A 15,660-nucleotide genomic window follows, 5' to 3' on the forward strand; every position below is an offset into this window, starting at 1 on the left:
TTCAAATGGTGCGCTGCTGATGGGTGTCGTCTTTCGCTGGTTGATGCGTATCGCCTCGGGTCTGGTCCTGCTGACCCTCGCGGCGATCGGTCTGGTGTATTTCCTGGCCAGCCAGTCGCTGCCTGACTACGATCAAACGCTGCAGGTCAAAGGCCTGAATGCCCCGGTCGAGATCGTGCGCGACACCGCCAACGTGCCTCACATCCTGGGGCGGACCGACCCCGACGTGTTCTTCGGTCTGGGCTATGCGCATGCCCAGGATCGGTTGTGGCAGATGACGGTCATGCGCCGGACCGTGCAGGGGCGCCTGTCCGAGGTTTTTGGCCAGCGGACCGTGCATATCGACAAGCTCATGCGTCGGCTGGATCTATACGGGCTGGCGCATCAGTCCTTCGAAGTTCAGGACGATTACACCAAGGCCGCTCTTCGCGCCTATGCCGCGGGTGTCAATGCGCGGCTGGACGAAATCAACGAAAATGCCTTGGGCCGCGGCGCGCCGGAAATGTTTTTGTTCAACGCACCGGTTGCTCCTTGGCAACCGGGCGACAGCATAGCCATGATCAAGCTGATGGCGGTTCAGCTGTCCGGGCATTTGCAGGACGAAGTGCTGCGGGCGCGCACCTCCTTGATGCTGAACGATCCGCAGCGGCTGTCAGATATTCTGCCCGACGTGCCTGGCGCGGGCATTGCAGCGCTGCCCGAATATGCGGCGTTGTTTCCCGACCTTCCCCGCTATGCCACCAGTTCTGAACCCGCAGCCGCATGGCTGAACCCGGTCCCGCAGCGCGGGTTGGCGGGCGCCTCGAATGCATGGTCTGCGGCTCCTTCGCGCTCGGCCACCGGTGGAACCCTGTTGGCCAACGATCCGCATCTGGGCCTGACTGCGCCGGGGATCTGGTATCTGGCGCGTCTTGAACTGGCCAAGGGCGGCGTGATCGGCGCCACCATCCCCGGCATTCCGGCGGTTATGTCCGGCCGCAGTGACCGGCTGGGATGGGGCTTGACCTCGTCCTATCTGGACGATCAAGACGTGCATATCGAGAAGGTCAACCCCGACAACCCCGAGGAATACCTGACGCCTGAAGGCTTCAAACCCTTCAAGACGCGCCCCTCAATCATCGAGATCAAGGACGCCCCCCCGATCACTCTGACCCTGCGCTGGACCGAGAACGGCCCCGTTCTGCCCGGCACCCATTACAACCTGGAAACCATCACACCGCCGGGCCATGTCGCCTCGCTGTCCTGGACGGCGCTCAGCCCGCGCGACACATCGATCAGCGCGTCGATGGCGCTGATGAGCGCGGATACCGTACGTGAAGCGATTGAAGCTGCCGAGCGGTTCATCGCACCGTCGCAAAACCTGTCGGTGGTCGACAAGACGACCGTCGGCATGAAACTCATCGGCGCAATGCCCAGCCGCGACCTCAACAACCAAAGCCGCGGCCGCATCCCGACGCCGGGCTGGATCGCGGCAAACCGCTGGCAGGGGCGTCTGCCCTATTCCGACAACCCCGAATTCGTGGCCCCCGCCGGCGGCGTTTTGGGCAACACCAACAACAAGATCATCGACCGGCCCTTCCCCCTGCATGTGTCCTATGAATGGGGCGATACGCAGCGCGTCCACCGCTGGGAATTCCTGATGCAATCCCGCGAGGTGCACACCCGCGACAGCTTCATCGAGGCGCAGCTGGACACGGTCAGCTTCACCGCGCGGTCACTGCTGCCGCTGATCGGGGCCGACCTCTGGTTCACCGGCGAGGCCGCGCCCGAAGGCACCCCCGAACGCCAGCGCCAGATCGCCTTGACCCTGCTGGCCGAATGGAACGGCGAGATGAACGAGCACCTGCCCGAGCCGCTGATCTACGCGGCCTGGGTCCGCGCGCTGCAAAAACGCCTGATCGCCGATGACCTCGGGCCGCTGGCCAAGGAATTCAAGCATGTCGAGCCCCTGTTCATCGAACGCGTCTTCCGCGACATCGACGGGGCCTCGGCCTGGTGCGACGTCCGGCAGAGCGCGCCGGTGGAAACCTGCACCGACATGGCCCGGCTGGCCTTGGACGATGCACTGGTCTGGATTTCCGAGCGCTATGGCAGCCAACTGGAATCCCTGCGCTGGGGCGATGCCCACCAGGCCACCCATGACCACCCGGTGCTGGGCGAGGTTCCGGTGCTGCGCTATTTCGTCAACATCCGCCAATCGACCAGCGGCGGCGACAACACCCTGCTGCGCGGACGCACCTCGGGCGAAGGGCCGGACCCGTTCCAGAACGTGCACGGCGCGGGCTATCGTGGGGTTTATGACTTTGCCGACCCCGACAGCTCGGTCTTCATCACGGCCACCGGGCAATCGGGCCACTTCCTGTCGCGCTACTATGACGATCAGGCACAACTGTGGCGCCGGGGTGAGTACATTCCGATGTCGCTGGATCTGGATCTGGCGCGCGCCGCCGCCGTCGGGACCACCCGCCTGATGCCGCAATAGGCGGGTTTTCGGCGGACCCCCGCCCCTTTTTTGTCGCCCCGTGGACGTGGCCCCGTGGCTTGGCCTACCATTCCGGTGCGCCGGGACCGCAGCGCGAGGGGGAAACTCATGGCCAGTTTGCGCGATACCCTGAACAATCTAGCCCGCGACTATGCCATCGCCTGGAGCTCGGGTGACGCCGATGCCGTGGCCGAATTCTTTACGTCGGACGGGCAGATCACCATCAATCGCGGCGACCCCATCGTTGGGCGGGCGGCCATCGCAGAGATGGCGCGTGGGTTTCAGACCGACTTTCCCGACCTTGAAGTGCGCTGCGATATGCTGCGATGGGCCGGTCCCCACGCCATTTTTGTGTGGACCCTTGAAGGGCACCATGCCCAAACCGGCAATGCGGTGATCACGCGCGGCTGGGAAGAATGGGAACTGGATGCGGATTACAAGATCCGGTCGTCATTGATCTGGTTTGATGCCGACGACCATCAGCGCCAGATCGACGGGGCCTGACAGTCAGAGGCCCGCGAACTGATTGGCCTGCTTGTCGGTCCACAGAACGGTGATTTCGAACCCGTCCTCGGTCTGTTTTTCGCCGCGCACCACGTCCTGCCGGAATAGCCAGGCGCGTTTGTTGCCGTCGGCAAACCCCAGTTTCAGAATCTCCTCCCGGCGCACGCCCCGCAGGGTCGTGGCGATCTCGGTCAGCAGCAGATCGATGCCCTCACCGGTCACGGCCGAGATCGGGAACACCGCCGGATCGCGCTCGGCCCGGGCCTGCACGGCCTGCCGGTCTTCGTCGGACAGCAGGTCGATCTTGTTCCAGACTTCAAGCTGAGGGCGGGTGTCGTCCACACCCAGCGAGGCCATGATCGTGCGCACATCCTCGGCCTGCTCTTCGGTCTCGGCATGACTGATGTCGCGCACATGCACGATCAGGTCGGCGGCCAGAACCTCTTCGAGCGTGGCGCGGAAGGCCGCGACCAGTTCGGTCGGCAGGTTCGAGATGAAACCCACGGTGTCCGACAAGATCACCTCGGGGCCGTCGGGCAGTTCGATCCGGCGCATGGTCGGGTCCAGCGTGGCAAACAGCATGTCCTTGGCCATGACTTCAGCCCCGGTCAGGCGATTGAACAGCGTAGATTTGCCCGCGTTGGTATAGCCGACCAGCGCCACGATCGGATAGGGCACCTTGGCCCGCGCGGCCCGGTGGAGCGTCCGTGTCTTCACGACCTTCTGCAGCTGACGACGCAGCCGCACCAGTTGATCGTCGATCGCACGCCGGTCGGCCTCGATCTGGGTTTCCCCCGGTCCGCCGACAAAGCCCAGCCCACCGCGCTGACGTTCCAGGTGGGTCCAGGCTCGCACCAGCCGCGTCCGCTGATAGCTCAGCGCGGCCATCTCGACCTGCAGCACACCCTCGCGCGTGCGGGCGCGGTCCGAGAAGATTTCCAGAATCAGCCCCGTCCGGTCGAGGATCTTGACCTTCCACGCCTTCTCCAGATTGCGCTGCTGAACCGGGGTGACCGGCCCGTCGATCAGAACCAGCTCGATCTCGTTTTCCGCAAAACGCGCGCCCAGTTCCTCGATCTTGCCGCTGCCGAACAGCAGGCCGGGCTGCGCCCGCGGCAGGCGTACGATCTCGGACCCGATCACATCCAGATCGGGCAAGGCGGCAGCCAGTGCCACCGCCTCTTCCAGCGCCGGAACGGGGTCGCGGCGCTGGTCATCTGACTTGATATCGGGATGCAGCACCCAAGCCCGGGTGCGCCTCCGGTCATGTTCCATCAAGAGGCGTCTTCGCCCTCATACAGGTTGATCGGCTGCGACGGCATGATGGTCGAGATCGCGTGCTTGTAGACAAGCTGCGACTGTCCGTCGCGGCGCAACAATACGCAGAAATTGTCGAACCAGGTGATGACACCCTGCAATTTCACGCCGTTGATCAGGAAAATTGTAACGGGAACCTTTGCTTTCCGTACATTGTTCAGGAAGGCATCCTGAAGATTCTGTCTGTCCGAAGCCATATTTTGTTATCTCGCCGTTGTTCTTGCTTACGCGCTGCGGACCAACGCGCTCCCTCCGCGCGAGTATGGAGTGACGCGCAGAGATATTCCAGATGAAAAATCAGGCAGTAACGTGAAGGCCCGAATTGCCGGTTCAATCCCGCCACAGGGCCGGAGTGATCAACGCGATGATCGCCAGAGTCTCCAGCCGGCCGATCACCATCCCGGCGCACATGGTCAGCTTGGCTCCGGCCGACAGATCGATCAGACGGATCGGCAGATCGGTGGCCAGTTCGATCAACGGACCGGTCGTGCTCAGCACCGCGACGCTCAGCACCATGGCGCGCTCAAACCCAACCCCCTCGGCGGCCAGAACGACATCAAGCAACGCGAGCGTCAGCGCGAACATCATCAGAAAGACCCACGCGATGAACGCGCCCTGGCTTTGGATGCGGCGGTTGCCACCGCCTGCCCCGCTTACCGATGACGGGTGGATCAGCCTGTCCAGTTCACGCGCGCCATTCAGGTACAAGGCATAGACCCGCAACAGCTTCACCCCGCCGGCGGTGGTGGCGACCCCGCCCCCGATAAGCGCAAGCCCCATCAACACAAGCCCCGGTGTTCCCAGACCGGACAACTGTTGCGCGTCGTTCCAATAAGCGCTTTCGAACCCGGCCGTCGTCAGGAACGACATCACCGTGAACAACATGCCCCAGATGACGTTCAGCGTTTGCAGGCCCGTCACCTGCCCGCCGATCTCGGCAACCCCGGCCAGCACCCGGAAGACCAACAATGCCGCCACGCCGACGACGATCATCAGGCCGATCCGGAATTCCGGATCGTGGTCCAACCGGGAATAGCCGGTTGTCGCGGTGTCCTTTGAGAACGTCAGGCGGGACAAGGCAAAGAACAGGAACAGAAACAGGATGGCCTCGCCGGTGATCCCGGCGGTGGACCCTTCCAACCCGCCCACTGGCGATATGCCGGACGTGGCCATCACCGACATTGCGTGGCAGATGGCCGTCAGGCCCTTTTCTCCGGCGATCAACAGCAAGACCCAGATTACCGCTGTGAGGCTGGCGTAAACCGGGGTCAATGTCGCCGTCACACGGAGCAGCCGCCCCCGCGGGTCGACCTTTTCGCTCTGGGCAACGCCGGAAACCGGGCGGCCCGGCTGTCCCCGCGCGGTAATCTCGAACCCGCCCAACGACAGAGGCGCCAGGATCGCAGCCGCCGAGATCCACATCAGCAGCCCACCCATCCAGCCGACGAGTGCCCGCCACAGGTGAACCGGCGCCGACAGGCGCTCGGGGTCAGGAAACAGGTCCGCTCCGGTGGTGGTGATGGCGCTGACCATGTCAAAATAGGCGTTCAGAAAGGTCGTGTTCCCCAACGCGTCATGGACCGGAACGGCCAGAAACAGCGGCAATACCGTCAGCGAGCCCAGCAGGACAGCCAACTGTCCCAAGGTCCCGCGCCGCGGTTGCCTGCTGGCCGTCGCCAGGGCAACGATCGTGACCAGGAACAGCCCAACCAAACCCGAATAAAAGAACGACCGCGACGTGGGGTGGTCATCCAAGGCAAGGGCGTAGATTGCCGGGATCCACATGGCCAGGGACACAACCGCCGTGATCAACAGAAACAGCGGCAGCCGCCGAATAACGCTGATTTTGGGTGCGCGGGCGACAGCCATCAGAAAAAGTCGATCGAAACCTGCATCAGGCGTTCGACCTCGGGTACATCATTGGCCATTGCGAAGATCGCAACCACGTCCTTTTCGTCAATCCGCAGACTGCCAGTGGGCCGCAGGACCTCGTCGCCCTTGCGCACCGCGCCGACCAGGACGCCTTCGGGAAAGTCGATGTCGCGCAGTTTCTGCCCGGCCATTGGCGAGGTTGATAGCACTTCGGCCTCGATCACTTCGGCCTCGGCATCGCCGATCGAATAGACCTGTCGCACCCGGCCATGCCGGATATGGCGCAGGATCGAACTGACGGTCGTGGCCCGCGGGTTGATATAGGCGTCAATCCCCAACGGCCCCATCAGGGCCACCATGCTGGGGTCGTTGATCAACGCAATCGCCAGCGGGCAACCTTCGGCCTTGGCCCGGACCGCAGCCAGCATGTTGGTCCGGTCGTCATCGGTGACGGCCAGCATCGCGTCCGCGCGCTCGATCCCCGCTTCGCTCAACAGCGCGGAATCCAGACCGTCGCCGTTCAGAACGATCGTACGCTCCAGCGACTCGGCGGCCAGTTCCGCACAGCGCCGGTCACGCTCGATAACCTTTGCACGGATGCGGCCCTCGCGTTCTTCCAGTGTCCGGGCGACTTCAAGGCCGACGTTCCCGCCACCCACGATGACCACGCGATCCTGCTTTTTCTGTGATTTACCAAAGACCTCCATCGTGCGGTCAACGTCTTGGACGCTGGTAAAGACATAGCATTCGTCACCGACGAACAATTGGTCCTCGGATTCCGGCGCGAACAGCGTTCCGTCGCGGCGAATACCCACCACGATGGCGCTGAGCGTTGAAAACAGGTCTGTCAGTTGGCGCAGAGGCGTGTTGACGATCGGGCAATCCTCGGCGATCCGAATGCCCAGAAGCTGCGCCTTGCCATCCATGAACAGTTCCGTGTCAAAAGCCGCAGGTGCCGACAGGCGGCGCATGGCTGCGGCGGCCACTTCACGTTCGGGGCTGATCACCACGTCGATCGGAAGATGGTCACGGCGGTACAGGTCGCGATGGATCGCTTCGAGGTAGGATTTCGACCGCAACCGCGCGATCTTGCGCTGGATCGAGAACACCGAGTGCGCCATCTGGCAGGTGACCATGTTCACCTCGTCCGAATGGGTCGCGGCGATGATCATGTCGGCGTCACGGGCTCCGGCCCGCTCGAGCACGTCGGGATAGCTGGCAAAGCCGGCGATGCCCTGAACGTCCAGCGTCTCGGTCGCCCGGCGTACCAGGTCAGGGTTGTTGTCCACAACGGTGACGTCATTCAACTCGCCCGAAAGGTGCCGAGCAATCTGCCAGCCCACCTGGCCGGCGCCACAAATGATGACCTTCATGCCTTTGGCCTTTCTGCCTGAGCGTTTTGAATGACAGATGCCCACAGAGCGGTCAATCGAATTGTCATGACGGCCTGTGTGATGCAAGATAAGCGAATGAAAACAGTGCTTCGATTGCTTGTTCCCCTTGCCCTGCTGGCCGGATGCGGGCCGTTGTCGATGTATTATCGCGAAGGCGAAAGCGTCTCGCGGATGCAGGCAGAAACGACCGAATGCCAAGTGCAGGCGCTGAAGGATGCACCGGTTGCAAACCAGGTGCGCCAAAGCCCGCCCACCTATTGGCCGGGCCGCACCTATTGCGATGGGCGCGGGCGATGCTATCGCACCGGAGGATGGTGGGAGCCGGGCCGCGTTTACACCGTGGATGTAAATCAGGGGCTGCGAAACACAGTCGAGGCGCAGTGCATGGCCAAGAAGGGATACCGCCCCATCAGCCTGCCGCCCTGCAAACAGTCGGTCAAATCGGCCGTTCCGCCGACCCGAACAACCGTCCTGCCGCCATTGGGCACGGCCTCTTGTTTCGTCAAATTCGACGACGGCTCATTCCAGATCATCACGCCGGGGTTGCCGGGCTGACCGGCTGACCTCAGCCCAGATCGTCGGGTGACGACCGCCGGCGGAGTGACAGGAACAGATGTGCTGCTATGGCGGCTGCATAGAATAAAAGCACGGCCACGAACATCGAGCCTTCTCCGGCGCGCCAAAGGATTGCAAGCAGAACAGGTGTGCCCAGCAGGTTGCCCGCATTTCCCATCTGCGCCATCGCCCCATAGCTCAGCGCCTGATCCCGGGCCGAGCCATTCAGTTGAGGAACCGCCGCGAAACTGCCGCCCTGCACCAGGCCCAACACCGCAAACAGCGCAATGCCGACAATGGGCAGAGGCGCTCCGAAAAACAGCAGGGCAAGGGCAGCCATCCCGGCCGCAAAACCAAGATTTACAACTGTGACCGCGGTCAGGAACGTCAAGAGCACGGGTACCGCGATCCACGACAGCACGATACCTGCCAGCGGCATCAGACTGGCTACAAGAACCGACTGATCTTCGGGCATACGGCCGGGCAGGATCGCCAGCAACGACACGAAGGTCAGTGTGTAGAAGAACCATCCGATCGCCGGTGCTGCCATGCGAGGCGAGCGGTAGGTTTCTAGATGCGTCTGCAGGATGGATCCCAGCCCCCACCCATGCCGTTCCGTCGCGATGGGCGGAACCTTTGGCGAAAACAGGGCGACCAGTCCTGCAATCAGCGCCATCAGGAACCCGTGGCCCATGAAGAAATCCGCCAATCCAAAACGCTGGATCAACGGAAGGCCGAACCAAGCGTTCAGCGCAAAGGCAACTCCAAAGAAAGAACTCCACAACACCATGGCGGCATTGCGCGCGGCTCCGCGTGTGATCTGTGCGATCAGCGTCGGAGCGGCAACCACGATCGCCAGATGCGAAACGCCCTCGATGATCCGGCTGCCCACCATCACGTGAAAACCGGGAATGGTGGACTGGAACACTGATACAACGCCGCCCAGCAGCAAACCGAACACCAGCAGGCGGACCGGTCCGAACTGCGCGGTAATGGCGCCTGACATGGCCCCCAACATGGCGCCCATCAAACTGATGATCGACAACAACCAGCCGATCGAATCCCCATAGCCTGGGTACAATGCACCGACCGCGTCGAAGGCAACGGCGATCTTGGCGAACTGCGTGGCCGCGCCCAGTCCAGCCACCCATAACAGGATCACCTGCAGGAATATGCGAAAAGATTGAGTCACACCCGCGTTCTACCCTCGGCCTCCGGCGAGGTGAACGCATATATTATGCGGCGCGTACGCGCGTGCCGCTGACAAGGCGCACTGGGGTTCCATCGGCCAGATACAGTCGCTCCCATACGATTTGGCCTGCGCTGATGGTGATCTGGTCGTGCACGGCCTGAGAAGTAATGAAAGCTTTGGGATTTGGCACCTGCAGGTCCCACCAACCCTCGTCCGTCAGCTCCATTTCGGCCTGGCGGATCTCGTCGGTCGCAAACTGCCACAGCGACACCCCCAACAACGAGTGCTGGCTGGCTGACCAATCCCGTGCGCGGCTGGGTGAATAGGCCAGACAAACATGGCTCGCTTCGTCCACCAGATGCAGACAGGCTTGCGAACTGCCGACAAGCCGCTTCAGTGCTGCATCGTCGGCGCGGTGATCCGAAAGCGCCGAGAAAACCGCAGCTTGTTGTTCAGGGCTTGGGGTCTGGACCTCGTTTTCCCAGCGCGACACCGTGGCCTGATCGACCCGCATCACATGTGCAAGCGCCGACTGCTTCATCCCGGTGGCCCGCCGAAGCCGTTTGAGACGACGACCAAAGGCGGGAAATCCCTGCTGGATCATCGATAGCGTCATGGCCGGGCGCCTCCCGTCGTCCTGCCTGTATGGCCGGCCCCTATTCCGCCGGTTCAGGCTCGTCCAGTTGCGCCACCCGCGTGCCCGACTTGTTCGACGTGACTACACCCAGCGATTTCAGCTTGCGGTGCAAGGCGCTGCGTTCCATTCCCACGAAACTGGCCGTGCGGCTGATATTGCCGCCAAAGCGATTGATCTGCGTCAGCAGATACTCACGCTCGAACGCCTCTCGTGCCTCGCGCAGTGGCAGCGTTGCCAGAGCGCCCGACAGCACGACCCGGCCGGAATCGTCGGCCTTTTCCTCTTCATTCGGCAATTCCCGCGCTTCGATCGGTCCGGTGCCATCACCAAGGATCAAAACCCGCTCGACCAGGTTCTTCAACTGGCGCACGTTGCCAGGCCAACTCATGGTCTGCAGCAGAGCCACGGCCTCTTCCGACAACTCGCGCACGGGGAGGCCCTGGGTTTCGTTGCACATCTCGATGAAATGCTTGGCTAGGACAGGAATATCTTCGCGCCGTTCTTCCAAGGACGGCACCGCGATCGGGACGACGTTGAGGCGGTGATACAGCTCTTCGCGGAACCGGTCCGCGGCAATCTCGGTTTCAAGGTCGCGGTTAGTGGAAGAGATCACACGCAGATCGACACGGACGTTGTCCGAGCCACCCACCCGCTGAAACTGCTGATCAACGAGGACGCGCAAGATCTTGGACTGCGTGCCCAACGGCATGTCGGCAACCTCGTCGAAATAGACCACACCGCCATGGGCCTGTTCGAGCAGACCGGATTCAACGCCGCGTTCGGCGGATTCACGGCCGAACAGAACTTCTTCCATGCGCTCGGGTTCGACGCCGGCGCAGTTGACCGTGACAAAAGGCGCGTTCGCCCGGTTCGAGTGGGCGTGAATGTAGCGCGCGGCGATTTCCTTGCCCGATCCGGCGGGACCACGAAGCATGACCCGACCGTTGGATTTGGTCACCTTGTCCAACTGGCTCAGCATCGCGCGGAACGCAGCCGACTTGCCGATCATGTCGGAATTGCTGACTTCTTTGCGCTTGAGCGAGGCATTCTCGCGACGAAGGCGCGACGTTTCCATCGCGCGGCGGATCACTACCATCAACTGGTCGATGTTGAAGGGCTTTTCGATGAAATCATATGCCCCCTGCTTGATCGCCGCGACGGCGATTTCGATATTCCCGTGCCCCGATATGATCACCACCGGAACATCCGGATTGTCGCGTTTGACCGCCTTCAGAATGTCGATCCCATCCATGCGGCTGTCCTTGAGCCAGATGTCCAGGATCAACAAACCCGGTGGTTCTGCGTTGATCGCGGCCATGCACTCGTCCGAGTTGCCGGCCAGCCGGGTGGAATATCCTTCGTCCTCCAGAATATCGGACACCAGTTCGCGAATATCGCGCTCGTCATCTACGATCAGAATGTCGCTCATCTTTGGCCTGCTTTCAGTGTCTTGGATTTAATTGCCTGCTTCTGCGGCGCTGCGACCGGGGCCGTATTGGCCTTCGGCAACCGGATCACGGCCATTGCGCCAAAATGGTCCTGTCCGTCGAATACGGGCGCATCCTCAAGGGTCAGCGTACCGCCGTGTTCTTCAATAATTTTCTTGACGATGGGCAGGCCCAGGCCAGTCCCTTCGTCGCGCGTCGTCACATAGGGCTCGAACAGCCGCGCCCGGTCTTCCGGCAGCCCGATGCCGTTGTCCGCGATGGTGATCAGTGTTCCGTCGTCATCCGTGGACAGGCGCACCTTGATCTGCGGGTTGAGGTTGTCGGGCGGACCTTTCTTTTTCAGGGTTTCGATCGCTTCGCCGGCGTTCTTGATCAGATTTGTGAGCGCCTGGTTCAACATCGTCGCGTCCACATCAGCCAATACTGGCTTGTCCGGGATCTCCGCATCGATCTGAACGTCTGGCTGACCGGCCTGCTGCAGCAGAACCGCCTCACGCACCAAGCCCGCGATGTCTTCCTCGTGCCGGTCGGGCTCGGGCATGCGCGCGAACTTCGAGAATTCGTCGACGATCCGGCGCAGATCGTTGGTCTGGCGAACGATCACGTCGGTCATGGACTCAAGGCTGGCGCTGTCCTCTTCATCCAGCTTCCGCGCAAACTTCCGCCGGATGCGTTCGGCGCTCAGCTGAATGGGGGTCAGCGGGTTCTTGATCTCATGCGCGATGCGGCGTGCCACATCACCCCAGGCCGCCATCCGCTGGGCACTGACCAGATCGGTAACGTCGTCAAAGGCGACCACGTAACCTTCCAGCCTGCCGTCCTCGCCGCGTCGGGTCGCCATCCGGACCAGCAGGTTTTCCAACTGTCCCTTGCGGGTGACCTTGATTTCGTCCTGAATTGCTTCCTGGTTGCCTTCTTTCAGCGCTTCGAACAAAGGCAGGAACTCGGGCACGGCGATGCCGATAGCCAGTTGTTGCTCATGGCCTTTCCAGTCAAGCAAGCGCTCGGCCGAGCGGTTGACGAATGTCACCTGACCATCCGGATCCACCCCGACAACGCCCGAAGTCACCGAACTGAGCACCGAGTCGAACAACCGGCGGCGGCTTTCGATCTGGCGGGTGTTTTCCAGCAGCGTACCCCGCTGCGCCTTCAATTGCCGGGTCATCTGGTTGAAATACCGCCCCAGCATGGCGATTTCGTCGTCGCTGGCCTCCTCGATGACCTGCACGTCCAGATCACCGGCCCCGACCCGCTGCGCGGCCGTGGTCAGACGACCAACCGGGCGCGAGAGCCGCTCGGCGAACCACATGCCCAGCGAAACGGCCGCCAAGATGAGGATTACCGCGAACCCCAGATACAACAGCCCGAACTCGAACAGCACCCTGCCCCGTTCGTTTTCCAACTGTTGATAAAACTGCGCGGTTTCCTTGGTGTCATCCAAAAGGGTCAACAACTGGCCATCTACTGCGCGGCTGACATACAGATATCGGTCCAGATAGGCTCGCAGCGGCACCAGAGCCCGGAATTCGTTGTTGGGCCAGTCCGCGATGATCAACAGCCCATCGTCTCGGGCCTGCTCCAACTGCTCGGGTGTCGGCGGTTCGTAGTTGAACAGATAAGACCTGTCTCCGCGGGCCCGGATTTCGCCACTGCCGTCAATCACGTAGGCTTCGCGCAGTCCGCGCTGAATCTGTGCCTGCCCCTGGGCCAGCACCTCGCGCAGCTCGGCATCCGAGATGTAGAAGTCCAGCTTGCGTGCATTGTCCAGAAACCGCGCAAGAACCGTGGCATCCTGCGTCAGACCCTGTTCGTGCTCTTGTTCATAGGCCTCGGCCGCCGTCAGCGAAGATCCGACAACCTGCCTGACCCGGTCCGAGAACCATCCCTCAAGCCCGATATTCACGGTCAGACCGGCAAAAATCGCAACCGTCACCGTTGGCACCAGCGCCAACAGCGTGAACGCCCCGATCAGCCTCAGGTGTAGGCGAGAGCCCGCCGATTTGGCTCGACGCGCCGCAACCAGATTGCCCAGCTGCCCCAGAACCAGGGCCGCCACGACCAGGATGTAAACAAGGTCTGCCAGCAGAATCAGCCGAAGCGTGGGCGCATTCGCACCCAGGTCAAACGGCCCGATAACAAGGTAGGTCGCAAGGGTCAGGACCGGCCCCAACACAACCAGCCCCAATGTGCCGAAATTGCGCAGTTTCCGGGACTTACGCCACCGATTCAGGGATAATACCGGCCGTTTCTGTGCCCGGGATACCACCGTCTGCCCTCATCCTGATGTGCCGCTTTCGCGGCGTACCGCCATATGTCGTGGTCTTTTCCGGGACTGTGCTCGGATGCCACGGTTTGTGTGGCGAGATTACATCAGTTTGCGCCGACGTGTCACCTGAATATCGAGATCAGTGATTTTTTTGCGCAGCGTATTCCGGTTGATCCCCAGCAAATCGGCACATTTTGCCTGATTTCCTCCGGTCGCATCCAGCGCGATTTCGATCAGCGGAGCCTCGACCTCGCGCAGAATGCGCTGGTACAGACCCGGTGGCGGCAGCATGTTTCCATGAAGGTCAAAGTAGCGCCGCAGATGCCGCGCAACCGACGAAGACAGCTTCTCTCGTTCGCTCCCGCTCAGCAGTGGTTCGGCCTCGGGCTGACTGCCCAAGACGGCCTCGACCTCGGACTTGGTGATTTCGTCGGATCGGCTTGTCAGGCTCAGCCGCCGGATAGCGTTTTCCAGTTGGCGCACGTTGCCGGGCCAGGAATACCGGCGCACAAGTTCGATCGCGTCAGGGCCCAACCGCCGCTTTGTGCCGTTTTCGCGTTCTTCACGGGCCAGAAAATGCTCGGCCAGCAGCAGGATGTCGTCGACCCGCTCGCGCAGGGCTGGCACATGGATGGTGGCACCGCAGAGGCGGTAAAAAAGGTCCTGCCGCACCCGCCCGCTTTCCATCGCCTCGGTCAGGTCCGACTGGCTGGTCGCCATGAAGCGCGGAACGTGGTCGCCGGGCGTGTCCATCATCCGCACGATCCGGGCCTGGATTTCATCGTCCAGGTCTGCAATTTCGTCGATCAGCAAGGTACCGCCGCGCACCCGGGCCATGACCCGGGCCGGACCCTCCAGGTCGCGCAGGTCTGCTGCAGTAGCAGTCACAAAAGGCAGTGTCCGCCGGTCTGAGAAATCGTGAATTGCCCTCGCAATCAACGACTTGCCCGTGCCACTTTCACCGGAAATCATGACCGAAAGATCGGTGTTCATGACCCGGGCGACCAACCTGTACAGGGCTTGCATCACCGGAGTTCGACCGACCAATGGCAACTCGTCGGGGCGGTCTTCGGATGTGTCCGCGGGTTCGATCTGAACCCGCTGCTTGCGGTCCAGCGCCCGGGCGGTGCGCTTCATCAGATCCGGCAGGTCGAACGGTTTGGGCAGATAGTCATAGGCATCCGCCTCGGCCGCCTGGATCGCCGTCATGATCGTGTTCTGGGCCGAGATCACGATCACCGGCAGGCCCGGCCGGTCCTGCGCGATTTTGGGCAGCATTTCCAACCCGTTGCCATCGGGCATGACCACGTCCGAGATCACCACGTCGCCCTTGCCCTCGCCGACCCAACGCATCAGCGTCGTCAGGGACGAGGTCGCATGCACCTTGCAGCCCGCCCGCGTCAGGGCCTGGGTCAGAACCGTCCGGATCGTTCTGTCATCATCTGCAACCAGTACCGTGCCATCCATCTGGTGTTCTCCTTGATTATTCTTTGTCCTGCCCTGCCTCGCGCGGCGCGCGGCGCAGTGACAGCCGGAAGACTGTCCGCCCCGGCACCGACTCGGCCGTGATCCAACCGTCGTGGTCGGATACGATCTTGCTGACCAGTGCCAAGCCAAGGCCGGTGCCGTTTTCCTTGCCGGAAACGAACGGGTCGAAAATATCGCCGCGGATGTCCTCGGGCAGGCCCGGGCCATCGTCGATGATCTCGATCTGCAACGGCAACGAGTGACCCGAGCCATCACTGCGCCGCAGACGGAAGGAATGTTCGAAATAAGTGTGCAGGCGGATCGTCCCGCCCTCGGGGCCGGCGGCCTCGGACGCGTTCTTGAGCAGGTTCAGAACCACCTGCAACAGCTGATCCGGATCACCATAGGCCAATGGCAGCGACGGGTCGTAGTCCTCGATGATAGTCATGTCCGCGCCAAAGCCCAGCAGCGCCGAGCGGCGCGCGCGGTCCAGAACATCGTGGATGTTGACCGGCTTGAACTCGGG

The 15,660-nt window shown here is 62.2% G+C and carries 13 protein-coding genes; 3 read left to right on the top strand and 10 right to left on the bottom strand.

Annotated elements, in window-relative coordinates; all coding sequences use genetic code 11:
* Positions 1-19 precede the first annotated feature (19 nt).
* Together AC2FML_RS03515 and AC2FML_RS03520 are read left to right on the top strand one after the other, a co-directional pair.
* On the top strand, positions 20-2,482 hold the full coding sequence (locus tag AC2FML_RS03515; protein WP_496781988.1) for a penicillin acylase family protein: 2,463 nt from the start codon (positions 20-22) through the stop codon (positions 2,480-2,482).
* A gap of 108 nt (positions 2,483-2,590) precedes the next feature.
* Positions 2,591-2,986 (top strand): SgcJ/EcaC family oxidoreductase, encoded by a 396-nt coding sequence (locus tag AC2FML_RS03520; RefSeq protein ID WP_496781990.1) that lies wholly within the window; start codon positions 2,591-2,593, stop codon positions 2,984-2,986.
* 3 nt (positions 2,987-2,989) lie between these two features.
* Here the strand turns inward: AC2FML_RS03520 and hflX are convergent, their stop codons facing one another.
* The 4 genes from hflX to trkA all read right to left on the bottom strand — a co-directional run bounded on the left by hflX (position 2,990) and on the right by trkA (position 7,548).
* A complete protein-coding gene (gene hflX, locus AC2FML_RS03525; RefSeq protein WP_170390309.1) occupies positions 2,990-4,261 on the bottom strand; it encodes a GTPase HflX in 1,272 nt (423 codons plus the stop codon).
* Positions 4,261-4,500, bottom strand: coding sequence for an RNA chaperone Hfq (gene hfq, locus AC2FML_RS03530; protein WP_005982826.1), 240 nt, complete (start codon positions 4,498-4,500; stop codon positions 4,261-4,263). Before hfq ends, hflX begins: the two co-directional genes overlap by 1 nt.
* A 133-nt stretch (positions 4,501-4,633) precedes the next feature.
* On the bottom strand, positions 4,634-6,172 hold the full coding sequence (locus tag AC2FML_RS03535; protein ID WP_496781992.1) for a TrkH family potassium uptake protein: 1,539 nt from the start codon (positions 6,170-6,172) through the stop codon (positions 4,634-4,636).
* Positions 6,172-7,548, bottom strand: a complete 1,377-nt coding sequence (gene trkA, locus AC2FML_RS03540) for a Trk system potassium transporter TrkA (RefSeq protein ID WP_093962234.1) — start codon at positions 7,546-7,548, stop codon at positions 6,172-6,174. The genes AC2FML_RS03535 and trkA overlap by 1 nt, the downstream gene beginning before the upstream one ends.
* A 96-nt stretch (positions 7,549-7,644) precedes the next feature.
* On the opposite strand from trkA, the gene AC2FML_RS03545 reads away from it, so the two are divergent.
* Positions 7,645-8,124, top strand: coding sequence for a hypothetical protein (locus tag AC2FML_RS03545; RefSeq protein ID WP_496781994.1), 480 nt, complete (start codon positions 7,645-7,647; stop codon positions 8,122-8,124).
* Positions 8,125-8,134: 10 nt separating this feature from the next.
* Here the strand turns inward: AC2FML_RS03545 and AC2FML_RS03550 are convergent, their stop codons facing one another.
* The 6 genes from AC2FML_RS03550 to AC2FML_RS03575 form a co-directional block, all read right to left on the bottom strand.
* Positions 8,135-9,316, bottom strand: a complete 1,182-nt coding sequence (locus tag AC2FML_RS03550; RefSeq protein WP_496781996.1) for an MFS transporter — start codon at positions 9,314-9,316, stop codon at positions 8,135-8,137.
* 43 nt (positions 9,317-9,359) lie between these two features.
* Entirely contained in the window at positions 9,360-9,932 is a 573-nt protein-coding gene (locus AC2FML_RS03555; RefSeq protein ID WP_480694462.1) for a helix-turn-helix domain-containing protein, read from the bottom strand.
* Positions 9,933-9,972: 40 nt separating this feature from the next.
* On the bottom strand, positions 9,973-11,382 hold the full coding sequence (gene ntrX / locus AC2FML_RS03560; RefSeq protein ID WP_170402744.1) for a nitrogen assimilation response regulator NtrX: 1,410 nt from the start codon (positions 11,380-11,382) through the stop codon (positions 9,973-9,975).
* Positions 11,379-13,667, bottom strand: coding sequence for a sensor histidine kinase NtrY-like (locus tag AC2FML_RS03565; RefSeq protein ID WP_170359007.1), 2,289 nt, complete (start codon positions 13,665-13,667; stop codon positions 11,379-11,381). Before AC2FML_RS03565 ends, ntrX begins: the two co-directional genes overlap by 4 nt.
* Before the next feature lie 99 nt (positions 13,668-13,766).
* Entirely contained in the window at positions 13,767-15,134 is a 1,368-nt protein-coding gene (locus AC2FML_RS03570; protein ID WP_496781999.1) for a response regulator, read from the bottom strand.
* Between the two features lie 16 nt (positions 15,135-15,150).
* Positions 15,151-15,660: two-component system sensor histidine kinase NtrB (locus AC2FML_RS03575; protein ID WP_496782001.1), on the bottom strand; the 510-nt coding region annotated here is incomplete at its 5' end.

This window comes from Ruegeria sp. BHSC029 (assembly GCF_059613085.1).

What these genes read in the sequence shown, in the direction of transcription:
- AC2FML_RS03515 (WP_496781988.1), top strand. Translation starts at nt 20, where the DNA reads ATGGGTGTCGTCTTTCGCTGGTTGATGCGTATCGCCTCGGGTCTGGTC.
- AC2FML_RS03520 (WP_496781990.1), top strand. Translation starts at nt 2,591, where the DNA reads ATGGCCAGTTTGCGCGATACCCTGAACAATCTAGCCCGCGACTATGCC.
- hflX (WP_170390309.1), bottom strand. Translation starts at nt 4,261, where the DNA reads ATGGAACATGACCGGAGGCGCACCCGGGCTTGGGTGCTGCATCCCGAT.
- hfq (WP_005982826.1), bottom strand. Translation starts at nt 4,500, where the DNA reads ATGGCTTCGGACAGACAGAATCTTCAGGATGCCTTCCTGAACAATGTA.
- AC2FML_RS03535 (WP_496781992.1), bottom strand. Translation starts at nt 6,172, where the DNA reads ATGGCTGTCGCCCGCGCACCCAAAATCAGCGTTATTCGGCGGCTGCCG.
- trkA (WP_093962234.1), bottom strand. Translation starts at nt 7,548, where the DNA reads ATGAAGGTCATCATTTGTGGCGCCGGCCAGGTGGGCTGGCAGATTGCT.
- AC2FML_RS03545 (WP_496781994.1), top strand. Translation starts at nt 7,645, where the DNA reads ATGAAAACAGTGCTTCGATTGCTTGTTCCCCTTGCCCTGCTGGCCGGA.
- AC2FML_RS03555 (WP_480694462.1), bottom strand. Translation starts at nt 9,932, where the DNA reads ATGACGCTATCGATGATCCAGCAGGGATTTCCCGCCTTTGGTCGTCGT.
- ntrX (WP_170402744.1), bottom strand. Translation starts at nt 11,382, where the DNA reads ATGAGCGACATTCTGATCGTAGATGACGAGCGCGATATTCGCGAACTG.
- AC2FML_RS03570 (WP_496781999.1), bottom strand. Translation starts at nt 15,134, where the DNA reads ATGGATGGCACGGTACTGGTTGCAGATGATGACAGAACGATCCGGACG.